Source organism: Pseudomonas sp. R1-6 (genome assembly GCF_051132115.1).
In the GTDB taxonomy this organism is placed as follows: domain Bacteria; phylum Pseudomonadota; class Gammaproteobacteria; order Pseudomonadales; family Pseudomonadaceae; genus Aquipseudomonas.
Map to the genome: position 1 here is coordinate 3,614,299 of NZ_CP071662.1, position 20,390 is coordinate 3,634,688.

25 protein-coding genes and 4 tRNA genes are annotated in these 20,390 nt (G+C 56.1%); 10 read left to right on the forward strand and 19 right to left on the reverse strand.

The window, feature by feature from the left end; translation table 11 throughout:
* Positions 1–271 precede the first annotated feature (271 nt).
* From J3P81_RS16275 to J3P81_RS16285, 3 genes are all read right to left on the reverse strand, one after another.
* Complete coding sequence (locus J3P81_RS16275) at positions 272–679, reverse strand: hypothetical protein (protein ID WP_434564130.1); 408 nt, start codon at positions 677–679, stop codon at positions 272–274.
* Between the two features lie 76 nt (positions 680–755).
* On the reverse strand, positions 756–962 hold the full coding sequence (locus tag J3P81_RS16280; protein ID WP_030141993.1) for a hypothetical protein: 207 nt from the start codon (positions 960–962) through the stop codon (positions 756–758).
* A gap of 31 nt (positions 963–993) precedes the next feature.
* Positions 994–1,233 carry a YdaS family helix-turn-helix protein gene (locus tag J3P81_RS16285; protein WP_165887386.1) on the reverse strand — a complete coding sequence of 80 codons (240 nt, stop codon included), beginning with the start codon at positions 1,231–1,233 and terminating at the stop codon, positions 994–996.
* A 99-nt stretch (positions 1,234–1,332) separates the two neighbouring features.
* Here J3P81_RS16285 and J3P81_RS16290 point away from each other — a divergent pair, with 99 nt between their 5' ends.
* From J3P81_RS16290 to J3P81_RS16300, 3 genes are all read left to right on the forward strand, one after another.
* The gene (locus J3P81_RS16290; protein WP_165887385.1) at positions 1,333–2,142 is read left to right on the forward strand and encodes an XRE family transcriptional regulator; all 810 of its coding nucleotides are present in this window, start codon (positions 1,333–1,335) and stop codon (positions 2,140–2,142) included.
* An 87-nt stretch (positions 2,143–2,229) separates the two neighbouring features.
* Positions 2,230–2,649 (forward strand): hypothetical protein, encoded by a 420-nt coding sequence (locus J3P81_RS16295; protein ID WP_434559793.1) that lies wholly within the window; start codon positions 2,230–2,232, stop codon positions 2,647–2,649.
* A gap of 1 nt (position 2,650) precedes the next feature.
* Positions 2,651–3,727 (forward strand): beta family protein, encoded by a 1,077-nt coding sequence (locus J3P81_RS16300; protein WP_198795955.1) that lies wholly within the window; start codon positions 2,651–2,653, stop codon positions 3,725–3,727.
* Here the strand turns inward: J3P81_RS16300 and J3P81_RS16305 are convergent.
* Together J3P81_RS16305 and J3P81_RS16310 are read right to left on the reverse strand one after the other, a co-directional pair.
* A complete protein-coding gene (locus J3P81_RS16305; RefSeq protein ID WP_165887382.1) occupies positions 3,709–4,551 on the reverse strand; it encodes a sce7726 family protein in 843 nt (280 codons plus the stop codon). The two genes, J3P81_RS16300 and J3P81_RS16305, sit on opposite strands and share 19 nt — an antisense overlap.
* Positions 4,552–4,641: 90 nt before the next feature.
* Positions 4,642–4,953: a DUF1654 domain-containing protein gene (locus tag J3P81_RS16310; RefSeq protein WP_434559795.1), complete on the reverse strand. Its 312-nt coding sequence runs from the start codon at positions 4,951–4,953 to the stop codon at positions 4,642–4,644.
* 299 nt (positions 4,954–5,252) lie between these two features.
* Between J3P81_RS16310 and J3P81_RS16315 the strand changes: the two genes are divergently transcribed.
* The 4 genes from J3P81_RS16315 (at position 5,253) to J3P81_RS16330 (ending at position 7,646) form a co-directional block, all read left to right on the forward strand.
* Positions 5,253–5,543 carry a hypothetical protein gene (locus J3P81_RS16315; RefSeq protein WP_434559797.1) on the forward strand — a complete coding sequence of 97 codons (291 nt, stop codon included), beginning with the start codon at positions 5,253–5,255 and terminating at the stop codon, positions 5,541–5,543.
* Entirely contained in the window at positions 5,540–6,103 is a 564-nt protein-coding gene (locus J3P81_RS16320) for a siphovirus Gp157 family protein (RefSeq protein WP_198795952.1), read from the forward strand. Before J3P81_RS16315 ends, J3P81_RS16320 begins: the two co-directional genes overlap by 4 nt.
* A 246-nt stretch (positions 6,104–6,349) precedes the next feature.
* The gene (locus J3P81_RS16325; protein WP_434559799.1) at positions 6,350–6,811 is read left to right on the forward strand and encodes a hypothetical protein; all 462 of its coding nucleotides are present in this window, start codon (positions 6,350–6,352) and stop codon (positions 6,809–6,811) included.
* Between the two features lie 592 nt (positions 6,812–7,403).
* Positions 7,404–7,646 (forward strand): hypothetical protein, encoded by a 243-nt coding sequence (locus tag J3P81_RS16330; protein ID WP_420765703.1) that lies wholly within the window; start codon positions 7,404–7,406, stop codon positions 7,644–7,646.
* A gap of 34 nt (positions 7,647–7,680) precedes the next feature.
* Here J3P81_RS16330 and J3P81_RS16335 read toward each other — a convergent pair whose 3' ends face one another.
* From J3P81_RS16335 to J3P81_RS16345, 3 genes are all read right to left on the reverse strand, one after another.
* Positions 7,681–7,935 carry a DUF7660 family protein gene (locus tag J3P81_RS16335; RefSeq protein WP_434559801.1) on the reverse strand — a complete coding sequence of 85 codons (255 nt, stop codon included), beginning with the start codon at positions 7,933–7,935 and terminating at the stop codon, positions 7,681–7,683.
* A gap of 13 nt (positions 7,936–7,948) precedes the next feature.
* Positions 7,949–8,353, reverse strand: a complete 405-nt coding sequence (locus tag J3P81_RS16340) for a hypothetical protein (RefSeq protein ID WP_434559803.1) — start codon at positions 8,351–8,353, stop codon at positions 7,949–7,951.
* A gap of 669 nt (positions 8,354–9,022) precedes the next feature.
* Positions 9,023–9,304 carry a hypothetical protein gene (locus tag J3P81_RS16345; RefSeq protein WP_434559805.1) on the reverse strand — a complete coding sequence of 94 codons (282 nt, stop codon included), beginning with the start codon at positions 9,302–9,304 and terminating at the stop codon, positions 9,023–9,025.
* Between the two features lie 173 nt (positions 9,305–9,477).
* Between J3P81_RS16345 and J3P81_RS16350 the strand changes: the two genes are divergently transcribed.
* A complete protein-coding gene (locus J3P81_RS16350; protein ID WP_434559807.1) occupies positions 9,478–9,711 on the forward strand; it encodes a hypothetical protein in 234 nt (77 codons plus the stop codon).
* Positions 9,711–10,847 (forward strand): tyrosine-type recombinase/integrase, encoded by a 1,137-nt coding sequence (locus J3P81_RS16355; protein ID WP_030142010.1) that lies wholly within the window; start codon positions 9,711–9,713, stop codon positions 10,845–10,847. The genes J3P81_RS16350 and J3P81_RS16355 overlap by 1 nt, the downstream gene beginning before the upstream one ends.
* Before the next feature lie 108 nt (positions 10,848–10,955).
* Here the strand turns inward: J3P81_RS16355 and J3P81_RS16360 are convergent.
* Positions 10,956–11,032, reverse strand: a tRNA-Val gene (locus tag J3P81_RS16360).
* Positions 11,033–11,215: 183 nt separating this feature from the next.
* Between J3P81_RS16360 and J3P81_RS16365 the strand changes: the two genes are divergently transcribed.
* Entirely contained in the window at positions 11,216–12,499 is a 1,284-nt protein-coding gene (locus J3P81_RS16365) for an NAD(P)/FAD-dependent oxidoreductase (protein WP_420765695.1), read from the forward strand.
* Positions 12,500–12,709: 210 nt separating this feature from the next.
* Here the strand turns inward: J3P81_RS16365 and J3P81_RS16370 are convergent.
* From J3P81_RS16370 to accD, 10 genes are all read right to left on the reverse strand, one after another.
* Positions 12,710–12,786: transfer RNA gene (locus J3P81_RS16370), tRNA-Asp, on the reverse strand.
* Positions 12,787–12,875: 89 nt separating this feature from the next.
* A tRNA-Asp gene (locus J3P81_RS16375) sits at positions 12,876–12,952 on the reverse strand.
* A gap of 58 nt (positions 12,953–13,010) precedes the next feature.
* Positions 13,011–13,086 (reverse strand) — tRNA-Val (locus tag J3P81_RS16380).
* A gap of 170 nt (positions 13,087–13,256) precedes the next feature.
* Positions 13,257–14,030, reverse strand: a complete 774-nt coding sequence (locus J3P81_RS16385; RefSeq protein WP_434559809.1) for an SDR family oxidoreductase — start codon at positions 14,028–14,030, stop codon at positions 13,257–13,259.
* Entirely contained in the window at positions 14,027–15,238 is a 1,212-nt protein-coding gene (locus tag J3P81_RS16390; protein WP_420765693.1) for an O-succinylhomoserine sulfhydrylase, read from the reverse strand. Before J3P81_RS16390 ends, J3P81_RS16385 begins: the two co-directional genes overlap by 4 nt.
* Before the next feature lie 57 nt (positions 15,239–15,295).
* Positions 15,296–16,801, reverse strand: coding sequence for an amidophosphoribosyltransferase (purF, locus tag J3P81_RS16395; protein ID WP_305495814.1), 1,506 nt, complete (start codon positions 16,799–16,801; stop codon positions 15,296–15,298).
* A gap of 41 nt (positions 16,802–16,842) precedes the next feature.
* Positions 16,843–17,403, reverse strand: a complete 561-nt coding sequence (locus J3P81_RS16400) for a CvpA family protein (protein ID WP_039593931.1) — start codon at positions 17,401–17,403, stop codon at positions 16,843–16,845.
* An 89-nt stretch (positions 17,404–17,492) separates the two neighbouring features.
* Positions 17,493–18,182, reverse strand: a complete 690-nt coding sequence (locus J3P81_RS16405; protein ID WP_434559811.1) for an SPOR domain-containing protein — start codon at positions 18,180–18,182, stop codon at positions 17,493–17,495.
* On the reverse strand, positions 18,166–19,473 hold the full coding sequence (gene folC / locus J3P81_RS16410) for a bifunctional tetrahydrofolate synthase/dihydrofolate synthase (RefSeq protein ID WP_434559813.1): 1,308 nt from the start codon (positions 19,471–19,473) through the stop codon (positions 18,166–18,168). The genes J3P81_RS16405 and folC overlap by 17 nt, the downstream gene beginning before the upstream one ends.
* Positions 19,470–20,390 carry an acetyl-CoA carboxylase, carboxyltransferase subunit beta gene (accD, locus tag J3P81_RS16415; RefSeq protein ID WP_434559815.1) on the reverse strand — a complete coding sequence of 307 codons (921 nt, stop codon included), beginning with the start codon at positions 20,388–20,390 and terminating at the stop codon, positions 19,470–19,472. Before accD ends, folC begins: the two co-directional genes overlap by 4 nt.

Here is a 20,390-nt window from a genome sequence, read left to right on the forward strand (position 1 = left end):
TCAGTTGCTGCGTCTAAATAGCCATGCTTGGATCTAGCGAGCTCATGGGGCTTAACGTACAGCTTCAAACTCTTTTCTCATTTTCTCCCGCTAACCGGCTATGTTTCGGCCGAACCATAGTATCGGCGCCAGATTTTAGCAGTCCAACCTATCAACCAGTAAATCTTAAAAACAAAAAGCCCAGCATCTATGGCTGGGCTCTTTCTATCATCCCTATCAATACGCAGGAACGGCAGGATGGGTAAATAATGGCTCATTGGCTCAAATCAAGTCAAGCGGCTTTTGTTTCAATAAGTCCCTCTGCATCCAACAGCGTTTGGGCAGCAACTAAAGCCTGATCAACTTCGCGTTCCAGCGCCTTACGTATATCCCTCCGCCACCGCTCCTGGGTCTTGATCGGATAAGGCTCTTCAGACCAATTATCCATCTCGTACCACGCTGCTGGCAGCACGGTTGTCGAACGTTTGCCACTGACTCCAGCTGGCTTGGGTAATGCCCAAGTAACGATCGCACAATGTCGAAATCGCTCAGGTGCTGGTGAGCGCACAGTCTTTGTCAGCTCAGCGATGGCGGTGTGTTTGCGCTCGGTGTGAGTCGAGAACTTCGCCACGAGCACACGCCAATGCGCGGAAGAAAGAGATCTATGCAGTCGCCCGAATACCCACCCTCTTGCTTCCATGAGTCGATGAACCTTGGCTCGGATCTCGGGCGGCACGTTCTCTTCAGTAAATTGCATCGTGCCCTCCTGAGGGCCTCTAGCCCGCGATATCCTTCAGATCCTCCGGCATCAGTGCTTCGATGGCCCCGTTTACGGCGGCCCACTCAAGCATCTCGAATAGGTAGGTTGCGTACTCGCGGCGGCTCTTGTCGGCGGCACGTTGCAGTTGCCGATCCAAGAGCGGATAGAGACGAATCTTGCGAGCGATATCTCTGCGTTGGTTGAGGGGGTCTTTAAATCCCATCGGTGCAAAACTCCTTGGTTGCTTTGAAAGGTTACGCAGCTGGTTTGGTTGATAGAGAATTACGCAAATATGCCCAATCGATGTCTGGACGCATTTCCTCGCACGTGACAGCTCGAGAGGACTCACGCTCGATACCGATTGCGAGGGCTGCGCCTGGCCGGCGATAGCCATAGGCAACCTGCTTGAGTTGGCCCACCGTAGTGCCGCAGTTGCCCGCAAATTCCTCTAGTGCCTGTTTGTTGAAAGGCTTGATGTAATCGTGCAGGTTCATGTTGTACCTCCGTGCACTCACAAGATTAGCAATTGCTAATGCCCTATTCAATAGCAACCTGTAATTTACTGTGTGCTAACCGGAGGCGATGATTTAGGGATGGACATAAATCAATTGAGAGTGAAGGCGCTGAAAGCCGTAATGGCTGGAGCCTCCCAAAAAGACTTCGCCAATCAATACGGCCTTGATGCGTCGTACCTGTCACAAATCCTGAATGGGCACCGAAACCTCGGAGAAAAGGCTGCCGCGAATCTGGAAGACAAAATTGGCCTTCCGGCAGGTAGCTTGGTCAGTCCGGTTCCGATGGAACCAGCTGTCCATGCGAAGGCCGGGCTTTCAGCTATTGAACAGTTGAAGCATTCGCTCACGAAGGTAACGGGATTTTCCAGCGAAGCGCGCGACCGAATCCTTGCTGCTGCTGAAGCGCCAGATGACGAGCTTGATAATTTTTATCCAGCAAACTTGGCCCATCTGCGCCCAACCAACGACGAAATTTTGATTCCCCAGTATGACGTCAGAGCGGCGATGGGCCATGGTCAAGTTCCACCGGAATATAACGAGGCAATCCGGAACCTTGTGGTCCGAGAGGAAGTGCTTCGCGAGAAAGGTGTGACCTATACATCCGCTTCTGCCCTCGCGATGATCACTGGCTGGGGCCAGAGCATGGAGGGCACTATTAATAACAACGACCCCGTCATAGTTGATCGCGGCGTCAACGAATTTATAGGCGAAGGCGTGTATGTTATCACGTGGCACGGACTGCTCTATATAAAACGTCTGCAAATGAAGGACGCCGAGCATTTCTGGCTTATTTCGGATAATAAAAAAAACAAGGATTTGATAGCACACGTCAATGACGTGACGATCCACGCAAAGGTTCTGCTCGTTTGGAATGCTCGAAAGCTGTGAGCTTTACGTCGTATGTTCAGCCCCTCTTATCTAGAGACAACAAACAATTCATGCAATAAACAGGATTTCCATGCCAGGAGGTGACAGTTGCAAAGAATCAAGCCGTTCTCAATCGAATCGAATGCCGGGATCTACTTAGGTATTGCCGGCGTCTCCTTAAGTATCATCGGTGTTTTGCTCTCCGTATATACATTGTCGGCAGGCGAGAAAGCCATTTGGCTCGGAATCTCTGGTTGGTCGGCAGCGCTATTAGTGGGAATTTTTTTAACAATTCCTCTATGGAAATTGATGTCCGAATTAACGAAGGCTCATCAGGCATACGCCGAGCTGCTAATCAGGGTTAACGATCTTGAAAATGCAAACGCCAAAATTATAGAAATCAACGCTTACATAATTTCAAAAACGGTACGACAGCAGGCGACAAAAAGAGAGCGAAAACCCGCAGAGCCCCATTCTCCTGCCCCGAATGGTATTCAGGTAGAACTAGAGTCACCAGAGGAAGCGTAACATGGACATAACCTTCGAAGATTATAATTATTACCCGGCACTACGTAGCAGGCCTGCAGAAATTACCGGCTATGAAAATCTCACCAACAATCATAAAGATGCGATTATCCCTGCTTTCACGTTAGGCGCTTGGCCTCGACAGCCCAACATAGAGGTTCCATTATCTAAAATAGTTTCCGCTACTGCCGGCCGTCCATTCATGCTGGATCTAACAACCGAGCCCTCTTTTCTCACAGAAGATATCAAACGCTTAAAAGATTCTAGTACCAATTTTAAAAATTGGAGAGACTTTATAAGCAAAATCAATGCCCCCGTTATACCTATAATTCAAATCACCCCTGATTCTAAAACATCCCAGATCATCAGACAGACCAGGGAACTGGAGAGAATCGGTTGTAACAAAGTAGCATTTAAAGTCAGAAATTTTGGCGAGGACACCGCAAAAATAATTTCAGCGTTATCCTCTTTGGACTCCGTTGAGAACGCGGTAGTAATCATCGACGCAGGATATGTAAGAGATACCCTGCCCGCCTGCTTGGCAGGATGCATTTCTACTATAAACGAAATAAGGGACGAGGTAGAGGATGCAGAAATAATCATCACTGCGACCAGCTTTCCATCGTCTGTAGTCTCTTTTTTAGACCCTAATAGCGGCGGTAAGCGCGGCCTGATTGCCATGTACGAGTCTAAGATCCATGATGCAATTGGTTCAGGAGCAGCGATTTATGGGGATCATGGCTCCATACATTCACGCGTTTACATTACCGGAGGAGGCCGTTACACCCCCCGAATTGACTATCCATTGAACGATGCCTGGATCTTTGAAAGACGCCCAGAGAATAACTCAACAGGATATATTGACGCTGCGCAAAAGCTTATTTCTTCATATACAGAAATCGAAGACGATTTGACATGGGGAGCCGAAATGATCAGACAGGCTGCTCAAGGAAATATCGAAGGCATGAAGACCCCTGCTGCTTGGATAGCCGCGAGAGTCAACATGCATATATCTAAACAAATCGATTTCAGATGCAGCGGCCGTATAGACGATGAAGAAGACTATGACGATCTAATTTGACTTCTCCGCCTTACTAAAACCGTTTGGGGCATATCCTCTGGTATTGCTCCAAACTCATGGCCAAGTACTGAAGTATCAACGCTACGTTCATACTCTCCTCCCGCTGCCCTAAAATAGCTTTGTGGTATTTCTTGCGATAGAGACAGGACAGCTCGCAGGCTTTCACCTCGACTTAGTAATGATAAGCTTTCTAGCGACCCGTTAGCCTCTCTAGCTTTATCAAAGGCTATAAACGTTTTTCGATACCGCTCTTTTATACATGATAGCGCGAACGAACGCATTTTCTTTATAGCGATCAAATCTACATATTGAAGAAGCTCCTTCCTTGTAGCTCCAACCTTAAAGGAAATACCTTCCGCCCTTAGCAGCCTTTCGATTTCCACTCGCGTTATCAGGCTAGCAAGGTATTGGGAGTTTTTAACCTCATCAATCCGCCCCGCCCTCACCTGTCTAAATGCGACCTTGTCAGATTTCAGGTAAACTTCAATTACACCGACTTCAGACGGATAGCTTTCGGTAATATCAGCGATAAATTTAGAAGCCGCTACCACTGTGACTTTGTCAAAATGACACCTAAACGATTCAATTTGCCCCGGCAGTCTTTTTAAGGAGTCGAAAGCACTCTTAATTTCAAAACCGTATAATCTGCCGTTAGCAAGCGCTATATCAGCTCGTCGAGCCCAATTAGCCACGACCATCTCGTTGATTACCACAGCGTCTCGGACCATCCCTTTGGCATACAGCCAATCGATCAGAGCAGCCTTAATGGCCTTTTCCTTGATCACAAAATCACCAACAAATCTTGACACAATGAAAAGATTCAAGGTGCGTTTAACGCACCACTGACCGCTAAGAATACACCATAAATGCACATTCGCTGCATCTCGGGGCAACAGCAGCTATCTACAACGCTCTCAAGGCAACGGCTCAGCTATTGCCCTTAAGGACTCCGACTCAATCTCCACGTCATCCTCTGTACGCGCGTCCCATCTCAACGTAACTGTCGCGTCGTTGTTGAAAGTCACCGTGATCCCCGGCGTATCGGATAACAGCCCCATCACTTCGTCCCATTCTTGGTCTCCCTCTGTATCCAAGCGCTGAAACGTAATCCTGCGTTGAATCTGCGCAACAGGATGATTGATTAACGAAGAGATGCGCAGGCCCAGGCGCTCAATCGCGGTCATTCCCTGGCGTTTTGGTTGGGTGTGCTTGAGTTCAGTCACCATAGATTGCTCCAACACTGTATGCATAACCAGCTTATTTAGCATATCTGAGTCCAATAAAAATGTAACCACCTCCTGCGCTCACGAAATTGGAGCTCTAGGCAGGGTGCGGCTTATTATCCAATTTTTTAGCATTTGCTATTGACGTCTCGATTAGCCATTGCTAATTTTTACCCATCTCTACTGCGCTACGCCGTAAAAGGGCCTGATCAGGTCCCACAGCTCTTTAACAACACGCGCCATAAACGATTACCCGGCTCACGCTGGGAGGTCAACCCCTCGGGTTTGCAGCCGACATCCACATGGGCCTCTATGAGGACGCCGCCTATGTCGATGCGGTGCGCGATGAGGTAGCGATGATCAAAGCTGAAGACAAGGTCGCGGAAGAGGAACGCCAGAAGCAAGAACGGCTGGATTACATCAGGTCGGTTGTCGAGACGATGCAAGGTGCCCAGTCGCTGCAAGAACTCAAAAAGATCCATGACCACGCAGTTCGACGCCTGACCGCGCGTAAAGACGATACGGCGGTCCGGCGCATCGCCAAAGAACTGAAAGACCTTTCTGCGAAATTCGAAGAGGAGTCAGCTGCATGACCCAGCTATACGCACTCTCCGGCAAGCTCGCCGAGATCCAAGCGATGGCCGACGTCGATGATGAGGGACTTAAAGAGGCCCTACAGCACGCCCTGGAAGAGATCCAAGGCGAGTTCGAAGTGAAGGCCGACAATGTCGTCATGCTGCGCCGGAACATTGAAAGCGATGTGGCCGCGATTGAAAACGAGATTGAGCGTCTCACCGAGCTCAAGCGCATCAAGAACAACAGCGTGGCCGAGATCACCGACTACCTTCGCCGAAACATGGAAGCGGCAAATCTCAAAACCATTAAGCGTCCCCTTTTCACCATTACCCTGGCCCTCGGCAAAGAGAAGGTAATCGTGGACAACGAGGACGCCGTGCCGGATGAGCTCATTGCCGTGAAAACCAGCATTGCGCCCGATAAGAACGCTATCGCCGCCAAACTCAAAGAAATCCGCGATCACAACGACGCCGTCCGGAAACGGATCGAAGCTGGTGAAGACGTCGAGCATGAACTTCTGCCCGAACCGTCCTGGGCGCACCTGGAACGTGGAGATAGCTCCATCCGAATTAAGTGAGGCAAAGATGATTAGCAATCACCTCAGCCTGATCGAGCTGCAGCGGCGGAATGCAGAATCGATCGATGATCAGATCACCAAATATCTCCAGGAGGGCGGACGAGTCGTTCAATTGGAGGCACCGCCTTTCAATCCGATACGACCGCCCCGCTCCACCCGTATAGACCCGGAAACAATCCTGAAGCGGAGACGCAAATCGCGGCCTCACGCCAAGCGGAGTACGAGGCGCAAAGCGGTGGACACGCCATGAGCAAACGTAAAGCGAATAACAACGTCGCCCGCGCCGAACGAAAATGCCGGGCATTGCTCAGGACCAACCATGTCGCAGTGGTAAACATTGACCCGAGCGGCACGCAGGTCATGATGAACTGGAAAAGTTGCCGCCAGATCCGAACGCTTGAAATCGCAAACGCAATCTTCGATTTCGCCTACAACTGGACAATCTATATCGCCGGCATGTGCCGAGACGACCGCGGAGCCGAGTACATCAAGTCAGTGGAGATATCGCCACAAGGCGTCTACAAGGTGGAAAGTCTTACGCATGCTATCGAGCATTACTACCTGGAGCTCCGCAAGAGCTGCAATCCGAACCATCTGGTGGCGTCTGGCTGGATTGCGATACCCGACGATGTGTGTCTGGGAGAGGGACAAGTCGCGAAGCTATTCTCTGCCGTCGGCGCCTGGAATCAGGTCAGATTAGCCGCTTGATACCTATTTGGGCTCGCCATGACAGATCATCTATTCACCCCGCTGTACTGCCAGCTTGTTTAAGGTGATAGGCCAGCCGATCAATTTCCCAGAAGGCTTTAGTGGCGGCATTTTGTTGGCAAATACGGCGCTGTACCTGTGCACCAGCGGAATGCAACCCTGAGCGCTAACGAAAGCGAAAGTGTCTCGCATGCGCTCTACGTCAAATTTACTACCTAGGTAATCCTTCAACAAACGGCGACTAATTATGTAATGTCCACACTCTAGGCAAGTGACATCATCCCAGTCACCGCATAGACCCTTGCGATACGCGTCGCCCCAACAAATCCAGCAACTGCACTTCATTCCACTTCCACCTCCCGTTTCCAAATTGGATTCTAGGCAAACGGGTTGGGTTCCTCCTAGGATGAGGTCGCTGGCGAGCCGTTTGTCGTGCCAGCCGGCAGATGGGCAGCCTATCGGAAACGCGACCCCGTCAGGCGCCAAAAGCTAAGGATTTCTGAAACCCTACTTCGTCGAATTGGTCGATGGCATCAGAGGGCGACGACGCCCCGGCCCGGCGAAGGGCAAACTTGCGTGTGCGGAGTACCAAATGTCTAACGAACCTTTCAACCTACCAGCCGGGGCGATGCGCGCCGCTGAGAAGATACTAAAAGACATCGAGACCGCTGGATCGATGATCCTGGCCGTCAAAAGCGGTGCAAAAGCTCACGGATTTGTGATCGGCCTAACCTGCGCGGGAGCCATCACCGGGGATCAAGCCGACCTAATTCTGGACCGGTTCGACCACGCGACGGAGAGAAGGCTTAGAGACTTGGCACTTAACGCTAAATAGGAGCTTTTTTTCCAACAGCCCTCAAACGCACGGGTCATTCACAGATCTTTCCGCAGTACAGAAAAACCGCAAACTGACGCCAAGGGTTAGACGGATCAAGCCCCTGCCTGATACCAAAGTCGCTGGCTTTTGCCCACGCAACGGCAGATTCCAAGAAACCATCTATCGTATCGTTTTCCCAATCTGTGCTATCTGCCGAGGCTGCCGCTCTATCTGCCATCAGAGCATGGGCAAATCTAAGAAAAGATTGGTCGTCGTTGACTTCTTCTAGGAGGTCGTAGGGGTCCATCGTCGCCCCATCCTTAAGGGGTGATCGGTTTATCTATCCGTTCACCGGATTCCATATCCTCGATCTTAAAGTCCCACCAGTCTTCGCTTGGCATCGATTTGAGACCGTACTCACGCCCGGCTTTTAGGTAAACGTCCCGAAAAATTGGCCTCGTCGCTCGTGTTCCCGTCCACTTCTTCACTTCCAGACGGTGTTTTCCCGGCGACAAGCGATATTCTGTACGCTGCGTGTACAACGCATACAGAGTGTCTGCTCCATCTACGCTGGCAATCGTGAGCGTCTTCTCTATCGCCCGAATACCTGCGGTTTCGGAGTTAGGTAGCCCCTCCGCTGCTTTCTCAGTGTAGGACTTACACCCAGCCGCCATAACGATAATCATAGCGAAACCGAGGATGCTGAAGCCGCGCTTGAACTGCATAAACCGTCCCGTATTCCATTCGTGAATCGGCTATTCAACTCCACCCATTATAAAATTGCCAGCATAGCGCTTTCACCACGGAGCGCATCGGATCAGTCGAGATCAAGCCCGTTGGCAAGAGATTCAAGGTTCGTTGTAAGTTGCCAGATCAGTGAGCTCGTACAGGAAGATGATTACCATCAGCCCCATCGAGCATCCAATTTCCACCACCAAGAGCAGCTCAACAAGATCTGTTACCCGCTAGTCGCTCACGCTCTATTTGGTCCGCCCAACCTTCTGCAAGCCGCTTACCTTGCTCGGCAGCCTCCTCATAATTGACCCAAGCGCCATCCTCTCTTGTCTCCTCTATGGAGGCCGTATGTGACTGCTGGAGAGTGACGTAAAAGGCTTTAGGAAATGGAAGCTCCTCGGTCCAATCGAATCGAATTGAGACCTCAAAGCTCTTATAACTGTATTGTAGACTGGTAGGTCTCTGTGTTGTGTTTGATGCTGCCGTCATCTGCACGTCCATTATTCCGCGTCCATGCTGCTCATTCTGTATATGCTGATCTGCTACGAATACGTTCCACATCAGCACTTCTCATACTCACAAACCACCTGTAAAACCCACTCAAATTGAGCTGGGGCATTTTTCTGTAGGCGATACCTCGTCCGCTTTCAATAGTCGACTTATCGCTTAAGCGCTGCAGCCCCTATAAGCCCAATCGTAACACCGGCTAAAGCAACGACAGCACCGGCTATTACCTTCCCATTTTCTTCAAACCAGGAATCAAATGTTTCCTGGGATGGCGCGGGGGCTTCAATTTCAATGTCGCGCCATTTGACACGTATTTTTTCGGCACGCTTCATGACGCTGATGTCTTCCAAACGAACCAAATCTGGGTCAATGCCCATTTTGGTGGCTTCATTTTTCAGTTGTTCAAGCATTGCTTCGTTTGCGTTAGTTGTCATTTTACAATCCTCTCGCATGGCCCAATTCGTCTAGCAGCAGAATGCCACCAGTATTCCGCCAAAGGCAATCTGTTACCAGCCGAAACGGTCTTTTTGGCTGCCTGCTCTCCTTCCCGAACATCACTCCATATCATCACAACCTTCCGCCGCTGCGCGCGGCATGGAGCATCATCATGGCAAAAATCATTGCCCAAATGACAGTAAAGCTCCCTCGCCTCATGGAGGTGAGCGAGTACAGAAAACTACGGTACGCAGGCGGCAAACCTAGCGTCCAGCAGCTCAAAAGATGGATCGAGGAGGGGGAAGTGATCGGGGAGATCAAGGGCGGGATGTACTTTGTAGACCTGCAAGCAGCAGTCATGGGAGCAAACGACCCGCTGCTCGCACAAATGATGGAGATTGGTTGATGGCGGCTCGGCCACGCATATTGAAAAATAGAAAGTTGCCGCCGAACCTCTACCCCAACGGAAAATATTGGCGGTACCGCAATCCCATCACCGGATTGGTGACGAGCATCAACCGTCCTTTGGAAGAAGCAATAAAGCTAGCGCGGGCGGCGAATCTGAAACTGTCGGCGCTGGTTGTCGACGACGGCGCGCTACTCACCGTGTTGACTGGCGAGCGTCTGCCGACGATCAACATCCTATTGCAGCGTTTTCAGGACGAATGGCTTAAGGACAAAGGCTACGCAGCTCGCACACTAGAGGAGATCAAGTTCAAGCTTCAGCGGTATCAGCGAGACCTTGGCGAACGCCTGATTGGGCAATTGGACGTGCTTGCCATGGCTGAATACCTGGACCAGTTCAGCAACAACGCCTACACGAAGCACCGCGGTCTCTGGGTACAGATATTCGCTTTTGCCGTGGCGAAAGGCCTCGCAGAGCGAAATGTGGCCGAGCTAACCCTGGTGAAAAAGGAGGCGGAGAAGAAGCGACAACGTCACACCCTCGAAGGGCTGAAAACCATAATCAACGCCGCAACTACACCTCCATGGTTAAAGCGCGCCATCCGCCTAGCGCTGACTAGCCTCCAGCGGCGCGAGGACATCGTGACCTGGCAGAAATCAGCCGCCAACATGGATGAAAACACGCTGACCGTTTCGCCCGGAAAAACTCAGGGTTACAGCAATCCGGTTCACCTCAAAATCAAGATGGGGGCCGCCCTACGCGAGGTTGTAGGAGAGTGCCTACGCTCACCCGTCGCTTCCCCCTACCTGATCCATTACAAGCCCAAGGCGAGGCGCAGAGAGCAGATCAATGCGAAGGATCACTGGACCTCTGTGACGCCGGATTACCTGACCAAGGAATTCAGCAAGGCCAGGGACGAGGCGCACGCCTATGACTATATGCCAGCAGGAGAGCGCCCCACTTTTCACGAGATTCGCGCTTTAGGCGCGTGGCTCTATGAGCAGCAGAACTTCCCCCAGGAATACATCCAGGCGCTGCTTGGTCATGCAGACGAAAAGATGACGAAGCACTACCAGAAGGGACACGGCGAGCAGACGATTGAATACGTCGAGGTGGGTGCCGAATTGGCGTTGTGAGGTGGGGTTTTGCAAAAGTTTTGAAAAAGTTTTGAAAATCGCAGCCAACAAAAAAGGGCCCACCTTTCGGTGAGCCCTTCTAGACCGCCCAGCAGAGCGGATTTTGTTTGGTAGGCGCGATTGGACTCGAACCAACGACCCCCACCATGTCAAGGTGGTGCTCTAACCAACTGAGCTACGTGCCTGCTGTGAGGCGGCATTCTACGGAATTCCAAAAGGGTGTCAACACCTTTTTTTCACCTAAGCCTATGAATATGCAAAATATTTAATTGCGCCGAGGCGACAAGGATTTTGTGGTGGCTGGCGGCGGATTTTTATCTCGGGTAGGATCGCTGCATTCGTAAAAAATATAAAACAGAGGTTCCAGAATGGCGAACACATCCTACCCAGCGTCCTATTACGCCGCATCGGCCAATGCGACGCCGTCGCGCCCCGCCCTGCAGGATGATGTCGAAACCGATGTCTGCGTGATCGGTGCGGGATACACGGGGTTGTCTTCCGCGCTGTTTCTGCTGGAGCACGGTTTTAAAGTGACGATCGTCGAGGCGGCGAAGGTCGGCTTCGGCGCTTCGGGTCGCAACGGTGGGCAGATCGTCAACAGCTACAGCCGTGACATTGATGTGATCGAGCGCAGCGTCGGTCCACAGCAAGCGCAGTTGCTCGGCAACATGGCGTTCGAGGGTGGGCGGATCATCCGTGAGCGGGTGGCTAAGTATCAGATTCAGTGCGATCTGAAGGACGGCGGTGTATTCGCGGCCCTCACCGCTAAACAGATGGGTCATCTGGAGTCGCAGAAGCGTTTATGGGAGCGTTTCGGTCATACACAGCTGGAGTTGCTGGATCAGCGGCGTATTCGCGAGGTGGTGGCTTGCGAGGAGTATGTCGGCGGCATGTTGGATATGAGCGGAGGGCATATCCACCCGCTCAATCTGGCGTTGGGCGAAGCGGCGGCGGTGGAGTCACTGGGTGGTGTGATCTACGAGCAGTCGCCGGCGGTGCGCATCGAGCGCGGCGCCAGTCCGGTCGTGCATACGCCGCAGGGCAAGGTCAGGGCCAAATTCATTATCGTGGCGGGCAATGCTTACCTGGGCAACCTGGTGCCGGAGTTGGCGGCCAAGTCGATGCCTTGCGGTACGCAGGTGATCGCCACTGAGCCGCTGGGGGACGAGTTGGCCCATCGCCTGCTGCCTCAGGATTACTGCGTCGAAGATTGCAACTACCTGCTCGACTACTACCGGCTGACGGGTGACAAGCGCCTGATTTTCGGTGGTGGCGTGGTGTATGGCGCAAGGGATCCGGCCAACATTGAAGCGATCATTCGGCCGAAGATGCTCAAAGCGTTCCCGCAGCTCAAGGATGTGAAGATCGATTACGCCTGGACCGGAAATTTCCTACTGACTCTGTCGCGTCTTCCGCAAGTCGGGCGGCTGGGGGATAACATTTATTATTCCCAAGGCTGCAGTGGTCATGGCGTGACGTATACGCATTTGGCGGGCAAGGTACTGGCAGAGGCATTGCGAGGGCAAGCAGAGCGTTTTGACGCGTTTGCGGACCTGCCGCACTACCCCTTCCCCGGCGGTCAATTGCTGCGCACCCCGTTTGCAGCGATGGGGGCTTGGTATTACGGGTTGCGGGATCGGTTGGGGTTCTGAAGCTGCGAACAACAAGGGCTGCTTTGCAGCCCAACGGGGATAAATCCCCTCGCCACAGCAAGCTCCCTCGCCACAGGGGCTTGTTTCAATCTTTCAAATCCCGGAAACAAAAAACCCCGGTCTTTCGACCAGGGTCTTTGCTATCGATTGGAAGAAGCTCTTCAGCTTTCTTCTTAGCTTTAAGGCGTTCAGTGGGCCTCGAAGCAGATATGGCGCAGCGGACGGGACTCGAACCCGCGACCCCCGGCGTGACAGGCCGGTATTCTAACCGACTGAACTACCGCTGCGTATCGCTGTGGACTTGCGTCCATTTAACTCGTCTGATCCAAACCCGCGGGCTTGGATCTCGAACCAGGCGAACCTGCTTCGGAAAATATGGCGCAGCGGACGGGACTCGAACCCGCGACCCCCGGCGTGACAGGCCGGTATTCTAACCGACTGAACTACCGCTGCGCGTCGGTGGATGCTTTTGACAGCTTCCATCTTGCTTTCGCAAGACTCTCAAGAAACATGGTGGGTGATGACGGGATCGAACCGCCGACATTCTGCTTGTAAGGCAGACGCTCTCCCGGCTGAGCTAATCACCCTTTGCTGCGTTGAGGCCGCGAAATTTACGCAGGTACCGAAGCTAAGTCAATAGCAGGGTTGGATTTTTTTCAGAAACAGTTTCAAGCGACAAGTGCCAAGCTACAAGTAAAAAGCACCGGACCCGCACCACGCTGCTTGCAGCTTGAAACTTGCCGCTTGCAGCTGCTCCTTACTCATAAATCATTTTCTTGGTCATGCCGCCATCCACCACGAACTCCTGCCCCGTGACAAAACCGGCGTTGCGCGAAAGCAGCCATGCCACCATCGCCGCCACGTCCTCCACCGTACCCACCCTGCCCGCCGGATGCTGGGCGTGATCGGCATCGGTGAGCGGCTGCGCTCGACGTTGCGATGGGTCTCGCGCGTCGATCCAACCAGGGCTGACGGCGTTGACCCGAATCTCCGGCCCTAGACTGATCGCCAGGGCATGAGTCAGGGCCAGCAAACCTCCTTTGCTGGCCGCATAGGCCTCGGTGTCCGGTTCCGACTGCGCGGCGCGGGTCGAGGCCAGGTTGACGATGGCCCCGTTGTGGGCACGCAGGTAAGGCGCGCAGTGCTTGGCCAGCAGCATCGGCCCGCCCAGGTTCACCGCCAAGACCCGGTTCCAATGCGCCAGGTCCAGGCTTTCCAGGGTGATGTTGTGCGGGTCGGCGATGGCGGCGTTGCACACCAGCGCGTCGAGCCGCCCGAACTGGCCGAGCACTTCAGCGGTAGCGGTGGCAACCTGGGCCTCGTCCGACACATCCATGGCGATGAACCAGGCATTGTCACCCAAGGTTTTCGCCACCTTGGAACCGCGCTCGCGGTCCAGGTCGGTGAGAACCACCTGCCAACCTTCACAGATCAGCCAGGCGGCAATCCCAAGGCCGATACCCCGCGCGGCGCCCGTCACCAGGGCTACCCGGCCATGAGTACCGCTCGGCGGCGTAGCCAGCTCGATCACAAGGCCGCCAACCCGCGGGCCAGGTCGGCTTGCAGGTCCGCCACGTCTTCCAGGCCGACCGCCACGCGGATCAGGCTGTCACGGATACCCGCCGATTCACGCTCCTGGGGCGACAGGCGACCGTGGGAGGTGGTGCTCGGGTGGGTAATGGTGGTTTTGCTGTCACCGAGGTTGGCGGTGATGGAGATCAACCGGGTCGCGTCGATGAAACGCCAGGCGCCCTCCTTGCCGCCCTTGACCTCGAAGCTCACCACCGCGCCGAAACCGCGCTGCTGACGCAAGGCCAGTTCGTGCTGCGGATGGCTCTTGAGGCCGGCGTAATGCACTTTCTCGATACCGTCCTGCTGCTCCAGCCACTCGGCCAGGGCCTGGGCATTGGCGCAATGAGCCTTCATCCGTAGGCCGAGGGTTTCCAGGCCTTTGAGGAAGATCCAGGCATTGAACGGGCTAAGGGTCGGCCCAGCGGTGCGCAAGAAGCCCACGACCTCTTTCATTTGCTCGCCACGACCAGCAACGACACCGCCCATGCAACGACCTTGGCCGTCAATGAACTTGGTGGCCGAATGCACCACCACGTCCGCGCCCAGCTTGAGCGGCTGTTGCAGCGCCGGTGTGCAGAAGCAGTTGTCGACCACCAGCATGGCGCCCTTGGCATGGGCGATTTCCGCCAGCGCGGCGATGTCCACCAGCTCAGCAAGCGGATTGGACGGCGACTCGACGAAAAGCAGCTTGGTATTGGCCTTGATCGCGGCATCCCAACCGGACAAATCCGCCAGGGGCACGTAATCGACTTCCACGCCGAAACGCTTGAAGTATTTTTCGAACAGGCTGATGGTCGAGCCGAAGACGCTGCGCGACACCAGTACATGGTCGCCAGCGCTGCAGAAGCTCATCACCACCGCCATGATCGCGGCCATGCCGGTGGCGGTCGCCACGGCCTGCTCGGCGCCTTCCAGGGCGGCGATACGCTCCTCGAAAGCCCGCACGGTCGGGTTGGTGTAACGCGAGTAGACGTTGCCCGGCACTTCCCCGGCAAAGCGCGCCGCGGCATCGGCGGCCGTGCGGAACACGTAGCTGGAGGTGAAGAACATCGGATCGCCATGTTCGGCTTCCGGTGTACGGTGCTGGCCCGCGCGAACCGCCAGGGTATCGAACGCTACGCCTTCAAGGTCGCTGTCCAGCCGACCGGCATCCCAATCCTGACTCATGCTGCCACTCCTGTAATCGGTTAAACGCAAACCGGCCCCTCGGGGCCGGTTCGTGACTCAGTTGTTGTACAGATCGATGATCGCGCTGACCGCCTGCGTCTTGGCCTTGGACGCGTCGTTACGCGCGTTCTCGATCCGATTCAGGTAGGCCTCGTCGATGTCGCCGGTGACGTACTTGCCGTCGAATACCGCACAATCGAACTGCTCGATCTTGATCTTGCCGCCACCCACCGCTTCGATGAGGTCCGGCAAGTCCTGGTAGATCAGCCAGTCGGCACCGATCAGGTCGGCCACTTCCTGGGTCGTGCGGTTATGAGCGATCAGCTCATGGGCACTCGGCATATCGATGCCGTAGACGTTCGGGTAGCGCACGGCCGGGGCCGCCGAGCAGAAGTAGACATTCTTGGCGCCGGCTTCGCGGGCCATCTGGATGATCTGCTTGCAGGTGGTACCGCGTACGATGGAATCGTCCACCAGCATCACGTTCTTGCCGCGGAATTCCAGTTCAATGGCGTTGAGCTTCTGGCGTACGGATTTTTTCCGTGCAGCCTGGCCCGGCATGATGAAGGTGCGGCCAATGTAGCGGTTCTTCACGAAGCCTTCGCGGAACTTCACGCCCAAATGGTTCGCCAGCTCCAGGGCCGCGGTGCGGCTGGTGTCCGGGATCGGGATGACCACGTCGATGTCATGGTCCGGACGCTCGCGCAGGATCTTGTCGGCGAGCTTCTCGCCCATGCGCAGGCGCGCCTTGTAGACCGAGATACCGTCAATGATCGAGTCCGGACGGGCCAGGTAGACGTGCTCGAAGATACACGGCGTCAGGCTCGGGTTGGTCGCGCACTGGCGGGTGAACAACTTGCCGTCTTCAGTGATGTAGACCGCTTCGCCCGGGGCCAGGTCGCGAATCAGGGTGAAACCAAGCACGTCCAGGGACACGCTCTCGGAGGCGATCATGTACTCGACGCCTTCGTCGGTGTGACGCTGGCCGAACACGATCGGACGAATACCGTGCGGGTCGCGGAAACCGACGATGCCGTAGCCGGTGATCATCGCCACCACCGAGTAGCCACCCACGCAACGGTTGTGCACGTCGGTCACGGCGGCGAACACGTCTTCTTCGGTCGGCTGCAGCTTGCCGCGCTGGGCCAGCTCGTGAGCGAAGACGTTGAGCATCACTTCCGAGTCGGAACTGGTGTTGACGTGGCGCAAGTCAGATTCGTAGATCTCCTTGGCCAGTTGCTCGACATTGGTCAGGTTGCCGTTGTGCGCCAACGTGATGCCGTACGGCGAGTTGACATAGAACGGCTGGGCTTCGGCCGAAGTCGAGCTACCCGCTGTCGGGTAACGCACATGGCCGATGCCCATATGCCCGACGAGGCGCTGCATGTGACGCTGATGGAACACGTCGCGCACCAGGCCATTGTCCTTGCGCAGGAATAACCGGCCGTCATGGCTGGTCACGATACCGGCAGCGTCCTGGCCGCGGTGCTGGAGCACGGTTAGCGCGTCATACAGCGCCTGATTGACGTTCGACTTACCGACGATACCGACGATGCCACACATGCGACGCAACCCCTACTTAATGGATCTGAACTGAACAACACTCACTGCGGCGTTTTGGCCATCGGCAAGAGCTGTTCCTTGAACGGTATTTCAGCGGGTACGCTGATACCGCTGGCAAGCCACTGACTGCTCCAACCCAGGATCAGGTTCTTGGACCAGTCTGCGACCAATAGAAATTGTGGCACGAGCCGGGACTCCTGCCACCACGTATCCTGCTGTACCGGCCCCAGGCTCAACAGCCCGACGGCCACGACCACCAGCAAGGCGCCACGCGCCGCGCCGAAAGCCATGCCCAGGAACCGGTCCGTCCCGGAAAGCCCGGTGACGCGAATCAGTTCGCCGATCAGATAATTGATCATTGCGCCCACCAGCAAGGTGGCGATAAACAAGATGGCACAGCCCGCGATCACGCGGGCCGAGGGTGTTTCGATGTATCCGGCGAGGTACTGGGACAGCGAGCCACCAAACATCCAGGCCACGACTCCCGCGATGATCCAGGTCAGCAGCGAGAGCGCTTCCTTGACGAAGCCGCGACTCAGACTGATCAATGCGGAGATGGCGACGATCGCAACGATCGCCCAGTCAACCCAGGTAAATGGCACGGTGCAGCCTACAGACGGATAAGGCGGCGCATTTTAGCAGAGCGCAGGGCTGTCGGTAAGCTGCGTGATTCAAATCGGCTAAATGGCTGTCAACCGCGCTCTGGCTGGAAGCGAACCACAAAACCCTTGAGGTTCTGCTGGCGATTGAGCAAGTCGCGCAGGCGGTCGGCCTCGGCACGCTCGATCAACGGACCGACAAAGACCCGATTCTTGCCATCGGCGGAACGGATGTAGGCGTTGTAGCCCTGGCTGCGCAGGCTTTTCTGCAGTTTTTCCGCGCTCTCGCGACTGGTCAGGCTGGCCAGTTGCACCGACCAGCTCACCGACAGGCCGTTGGCATCGACGCGGCTCTGGGTGGTGTCTGGCTTGGGGGCAGCGGTGATCGGCTGGCTTGGCGCCGGTTTGATCGCCGGCGTCGCCGGGATGGGCGTTGGCGCTACAGCAGGCTTGGCGGGTGCCGCCGGGGCAGGCGCGGCAGCGGCAGATGCGGGCGCTGTCGGCGTGGACCCGACCGGCGCGGTAGGCGCGGCGGATTGTTCAGCCAATTCCGCGTCGCTCGGCACCGGCTCCTGGGGCAGTGCCTGCGGCTCGGGCACTGGCACGGGCTCGACTTGCACGGGTGGCACCGCAGGCGCTTGGGGCGCGGCCGGCGCATCAACCGTGACCTGGCGCTGCTCGTCCTGCCGGGAAAACAGCATCGGCAGGAAAATCACCGCCAGGGCCACCAACACCAGGGCCCCGACCATGCGCTGCTTGTAAGCCTTATCCAGCAATGCCATCTGCAGCTTCCTCCGTGGAGCGCCGGGCCAACCATTGAAGGGCCTCGGCAACGCAATAAAATGATCCGAACAACAGAATCTCGTCGTCTGCCGTCGCCAGGGCGCACTGCCCTTCCAGCGCGTCGGCCACACTGCCATAAGCTTCCACCGAAGCGCCACGATGCTGCAACACCGCCTGCAACTCGCTGACCGGACGCGAACGCGGCGAATCCAGTGGCGTCACGGCCCAGTGCTGGACACTAGCACCCAACGCATCGACAACGCCATCCAGGTCCTTGTCCGACAGCAGGCCAAACACCGCCAGCCGCTTGCCCGCCACGGGTCGACGCGCCAGGCGTTCAGCCAGGTACTGCGCCGCGTGGGGGTTGTGACCGACATCCAAGAGCACGTCGAGGCGCTTGCCTTGCCAATCGATCGAGCGGCGATCAAGACGACCGACAACGCGAGTCGCCTGCAGTGCCTGGATAATCCGTCCGGTGTCCCACGGCAGCCCGAGCAGCAGGTAGGCCTGCAGTGCCAGCGCGGCGTTCTCCATTGGCAAGTCCAGCTGCGGCAGGTCACGCAGCTCGACCGGGTTGCCCCGAGCATCGCTGCCACGCCATTGCCAGTGCCGCTCCGTCATGGCCAGGTCGAAGTCCCGCCCACGCAGGAAGAACGGGCAGCCCAGCTCGCGCACTTTATCCAGCAACGGCTGCGGCGGATCGAGATCGCCGCAGAGTGCCGGCGCGCCCTGGCGAAAAATGCCGGCCTTCTCGAAAGCCACGGACTCGCGGGTATCGCCCAGGTAATCGGCGTGATCCACGCCAATACTGGTGACCAGCGCGATGTCCGCGTCCACGAGATTGACGGTATCCAGGCGACCACCCAGGCCGACTTCCAGCACGACCGCATCCAGGCCGGCACGGGCGAACAGCCAGAACGCCGCGAGCGTGCCCATCTCGAAATAGGTCAGGGAAGTCTCGCCCCGCCCGGCTTCCACCGCCGCGAAGGCTTCACACAGATCGGCGTCGGAAGCTTCGACACCGTTGACCTGCACCCGCTCGTTATAGCGCAGCAGGTGCGGCGAACTGTAGACGCCGACACTTAATCCCTGGGCCCGCAGCAGCGAGGCCAGAAAGGCGCAGGTCGACCCCTTGCCGTTGGTGCCGGTAACCGTGATGACCCGAGGCGCCGGCTTGGCCAGTCCCATGCGGGACGCTACCGCTTGCGAGCGCTCCAGCCCCATGTCGATGGCCGATGGATGCAACTGCTCGAGGTAGGCAAGCCAGTCGCCCAGGGTACGTTCGGTCATAGGCCAGCAGGCGCCGGCGGAACCACGATCGGCTCGATTGGCGTGGCGACGAAGGTCGGCGTCGGCAGGCCCATCAGTTGCGCCAGCAGATTACCCAGGCGCGGACGCAGCTCCTGGCGGTGAATGATCATGTCGATCGCGCCATGTTCCAGCAGGAATTCGCTGCGCTGGAAACCTTCCGGCAGCTTTTCACGCACGGTCTGCTCGATCACACGCGGACCGGCGAAGCCGATCAGGGCTTTCGGCTCGCCGACGATGACGTCGCCCAGCATCGCCAGACTGGCGGACACACCGCCGTAGACCGGATCGGTCAGCACCGAGATGAACGGAATGCCTTCTTCACGCAAGCGCGCCAGTACCGCGGAGGTCTTGGCCATTTGCATCAGCGAGATCAGGGCCTCCTGCATCCGCGCGCCACCGGAGGCGGCGAAGCAGATCATCGGGCACCGGTTTTCCAGGGCGTAGTTGGCGGCGCGAACGAAGCGCTCGCCGACGATGGCGCCCATGGAACCGCCCATGAACGAGAATTCAAAGGCCGACACCACCACCGGCATGCCCAACAGGGTGCCGCTCATGGAAACCAGGGCGTCTTTTTCACCGGTCTGCTTCTGGGCAGCGGTCAGGCGATCCTTGTATTTCTTGCCGTCGCGGAATTTAAGGCGGTCCACGGGCTCCAGTTCGGCACCCAGCTCAACACGGCCTTCGGCGTCCAGGAAGATATCGATACGGGCACGCGCGCCGATGCGCATGTGGTGGTTGCACTTGGGGCAAACGTCCAGGGTCTTTTCCAGCTCGGGACGGTACAGCACCGCTTCGCAGGATGGACATTTGTGCCACAGACCTTCAGGCACCGAGCTTTTCTTCACCTCGGAACGCATGATCGAAGGGATCAGTTTGTCTACCAACCAGTTGCTCAT

Excerpts from the sequence above, each read along its gene's own strand:
- J3P81_RS16275 (WP_434564130.1), bottom strand. The coding sequence starts at position 679 with ATGGAAGCAAGAGGGTGGGTATTCGGGCGACTGCATAGATCTCTTTCT.
- J3P81_RS16280 (WP_030141993.1), bottom strand. The coding sequence starts at position 962 with ATGGGATTTAAAGACCCCCTCAACCAACGCAGAGATATCGCTCGCAAG.
- J3P81_RS16285 (WP_165887386.1), bottom strand. The coding sequence starts at position 1,233 with ATGAACCTGCACGATTACATCAAGCCTTTCAACAAACAGGCACTAGAG.
- J3P81_RS16290 (WP_165887385.1), top strand. The coding sequence starts at position 1,333 with ATGGACATAAATCAATTGAGAGTGAAGGCGCTGAAAGCCGTAATGGCT.
- J3P81_RS16300 (WP_198795955.1), top strand. The coding sequence starts at position 2,651 with ATGGACATAACCTTCGAAGATTATAATTATTACCCGGCACTACGTAGC.
- J3P81_RS16310 (WP_434559795.1), bottom strand. The coding sequence starts at position 4,953 with ATGGTGACTGAACTCAAGCACACCCAACCAAAACGCCAGGGAATGACC.
- J3P81_RS16315 (WP_434559797.1), top strand. The coding sequence starts at position 5,253 with ATGGGCCTCTATGAGGACGCCGCCTATGTCGATGCGGTGCGCGATGAG.
- J3P81_RS16320 (WP_198795952.1), top strand. The coding sequence starts at position 5,540 with ATGACCCAGCTATACGCACTCTCCGGCAAGCTCGCCGAGATCCAAGCG.
- J3P81_RS16325 (WP_434559799.1), top strand. The coding sequence starts at position 6,350 with ATGAGCAAACGTAAAGCGAATAACAACGTCGCCCGCGCCGAACGAAAA.
- J3P81_RS16330 (WP_420765703.1), top strand. The coding sequence starts at position 7,404 with ATGTCTAACGAACCTTTCAACCTACCAGCCGGGGCGATGCGCGCCGCT.
- J3P81_RS16335 (WP_434559801.1), bottom strand. The coding sequence starts at position 7,935 with ATGGACCCCTACGACCTCCTAGAAGAAGTCAACGACGACCAATCTTTT.
- J3P81_RS16340 (WP_434559803.1), bottom strand. The coding sequence starts at position 8,353 with ATGCAGTTCAAGCGCGGCTTCAGCATCCTCGGTTTCGCTATGATTATC.
- J3P81_RS16345 (WP_434559805.1), bottom strand. The coding sequence starts at position 9,304 with ATGACAACTAACGCAAACGAAGCAATGCTTGAACAACTGAAAAATGAA.
- J3P81_RS16350 (WP_434559807.1), top strand. The coding sequence starts at position 9,478 with ATGGCAAAAATCATTGCCCAAATGACAGTAAAGCTCCCTCGCCTCATG.
- J3P81_RS16355 (WP_030142010.1), top strand. The coding sequence starts at position 9,711 with ATGGCGGCTCGGCCACGCATATTGAAAAATAGAAAGTTGCCGCCGAAC.
- J3P81_RS16365 (WP_420765695.1), top strand. The coding sequence starts at position 11,216 with ATGGCGAACACATCCTACCCAGCGTCCTATTACGCCGCATCGGCCAAT.
- J3P81_RS16390 (WP_420765693.1), bottom strand. The coding sequence starts at position 15,238 with ATGAGTCAGGATTGGGATGCCGGTCGGCTGGACAGCGACCTTGAAGGC.
- purF (WP_305495814.1), bottom strand. The coding sequence starts at position 16,801 with ATGTGTGGCATCGTCGGTATCGTCGGTAAGTCGAACGTCAATCAGGCG.
- J3P81_RS16405 (WP_434559811.1), bottom strand. The coding sequence starts at position 18,182 with ATGGCATTGCTGGATAAGGCTTACAAGCAGCGCATGGTCGGGGCCCTG.
- folC (WP_434559813.1), bottom strand. The coding sequence starts at position 19,473 with ATGACCGAACGTACCCTGGGCGACTGGCTTGCCTACCTCGAGCAGTTG.
- accD (WP_434559815.1), bottom strand. The coding sequence starts at position 20,390 with ATGAGCAACTGGTTGGTAGACAAACTGATCCCTTCGATCATGCGTTCC.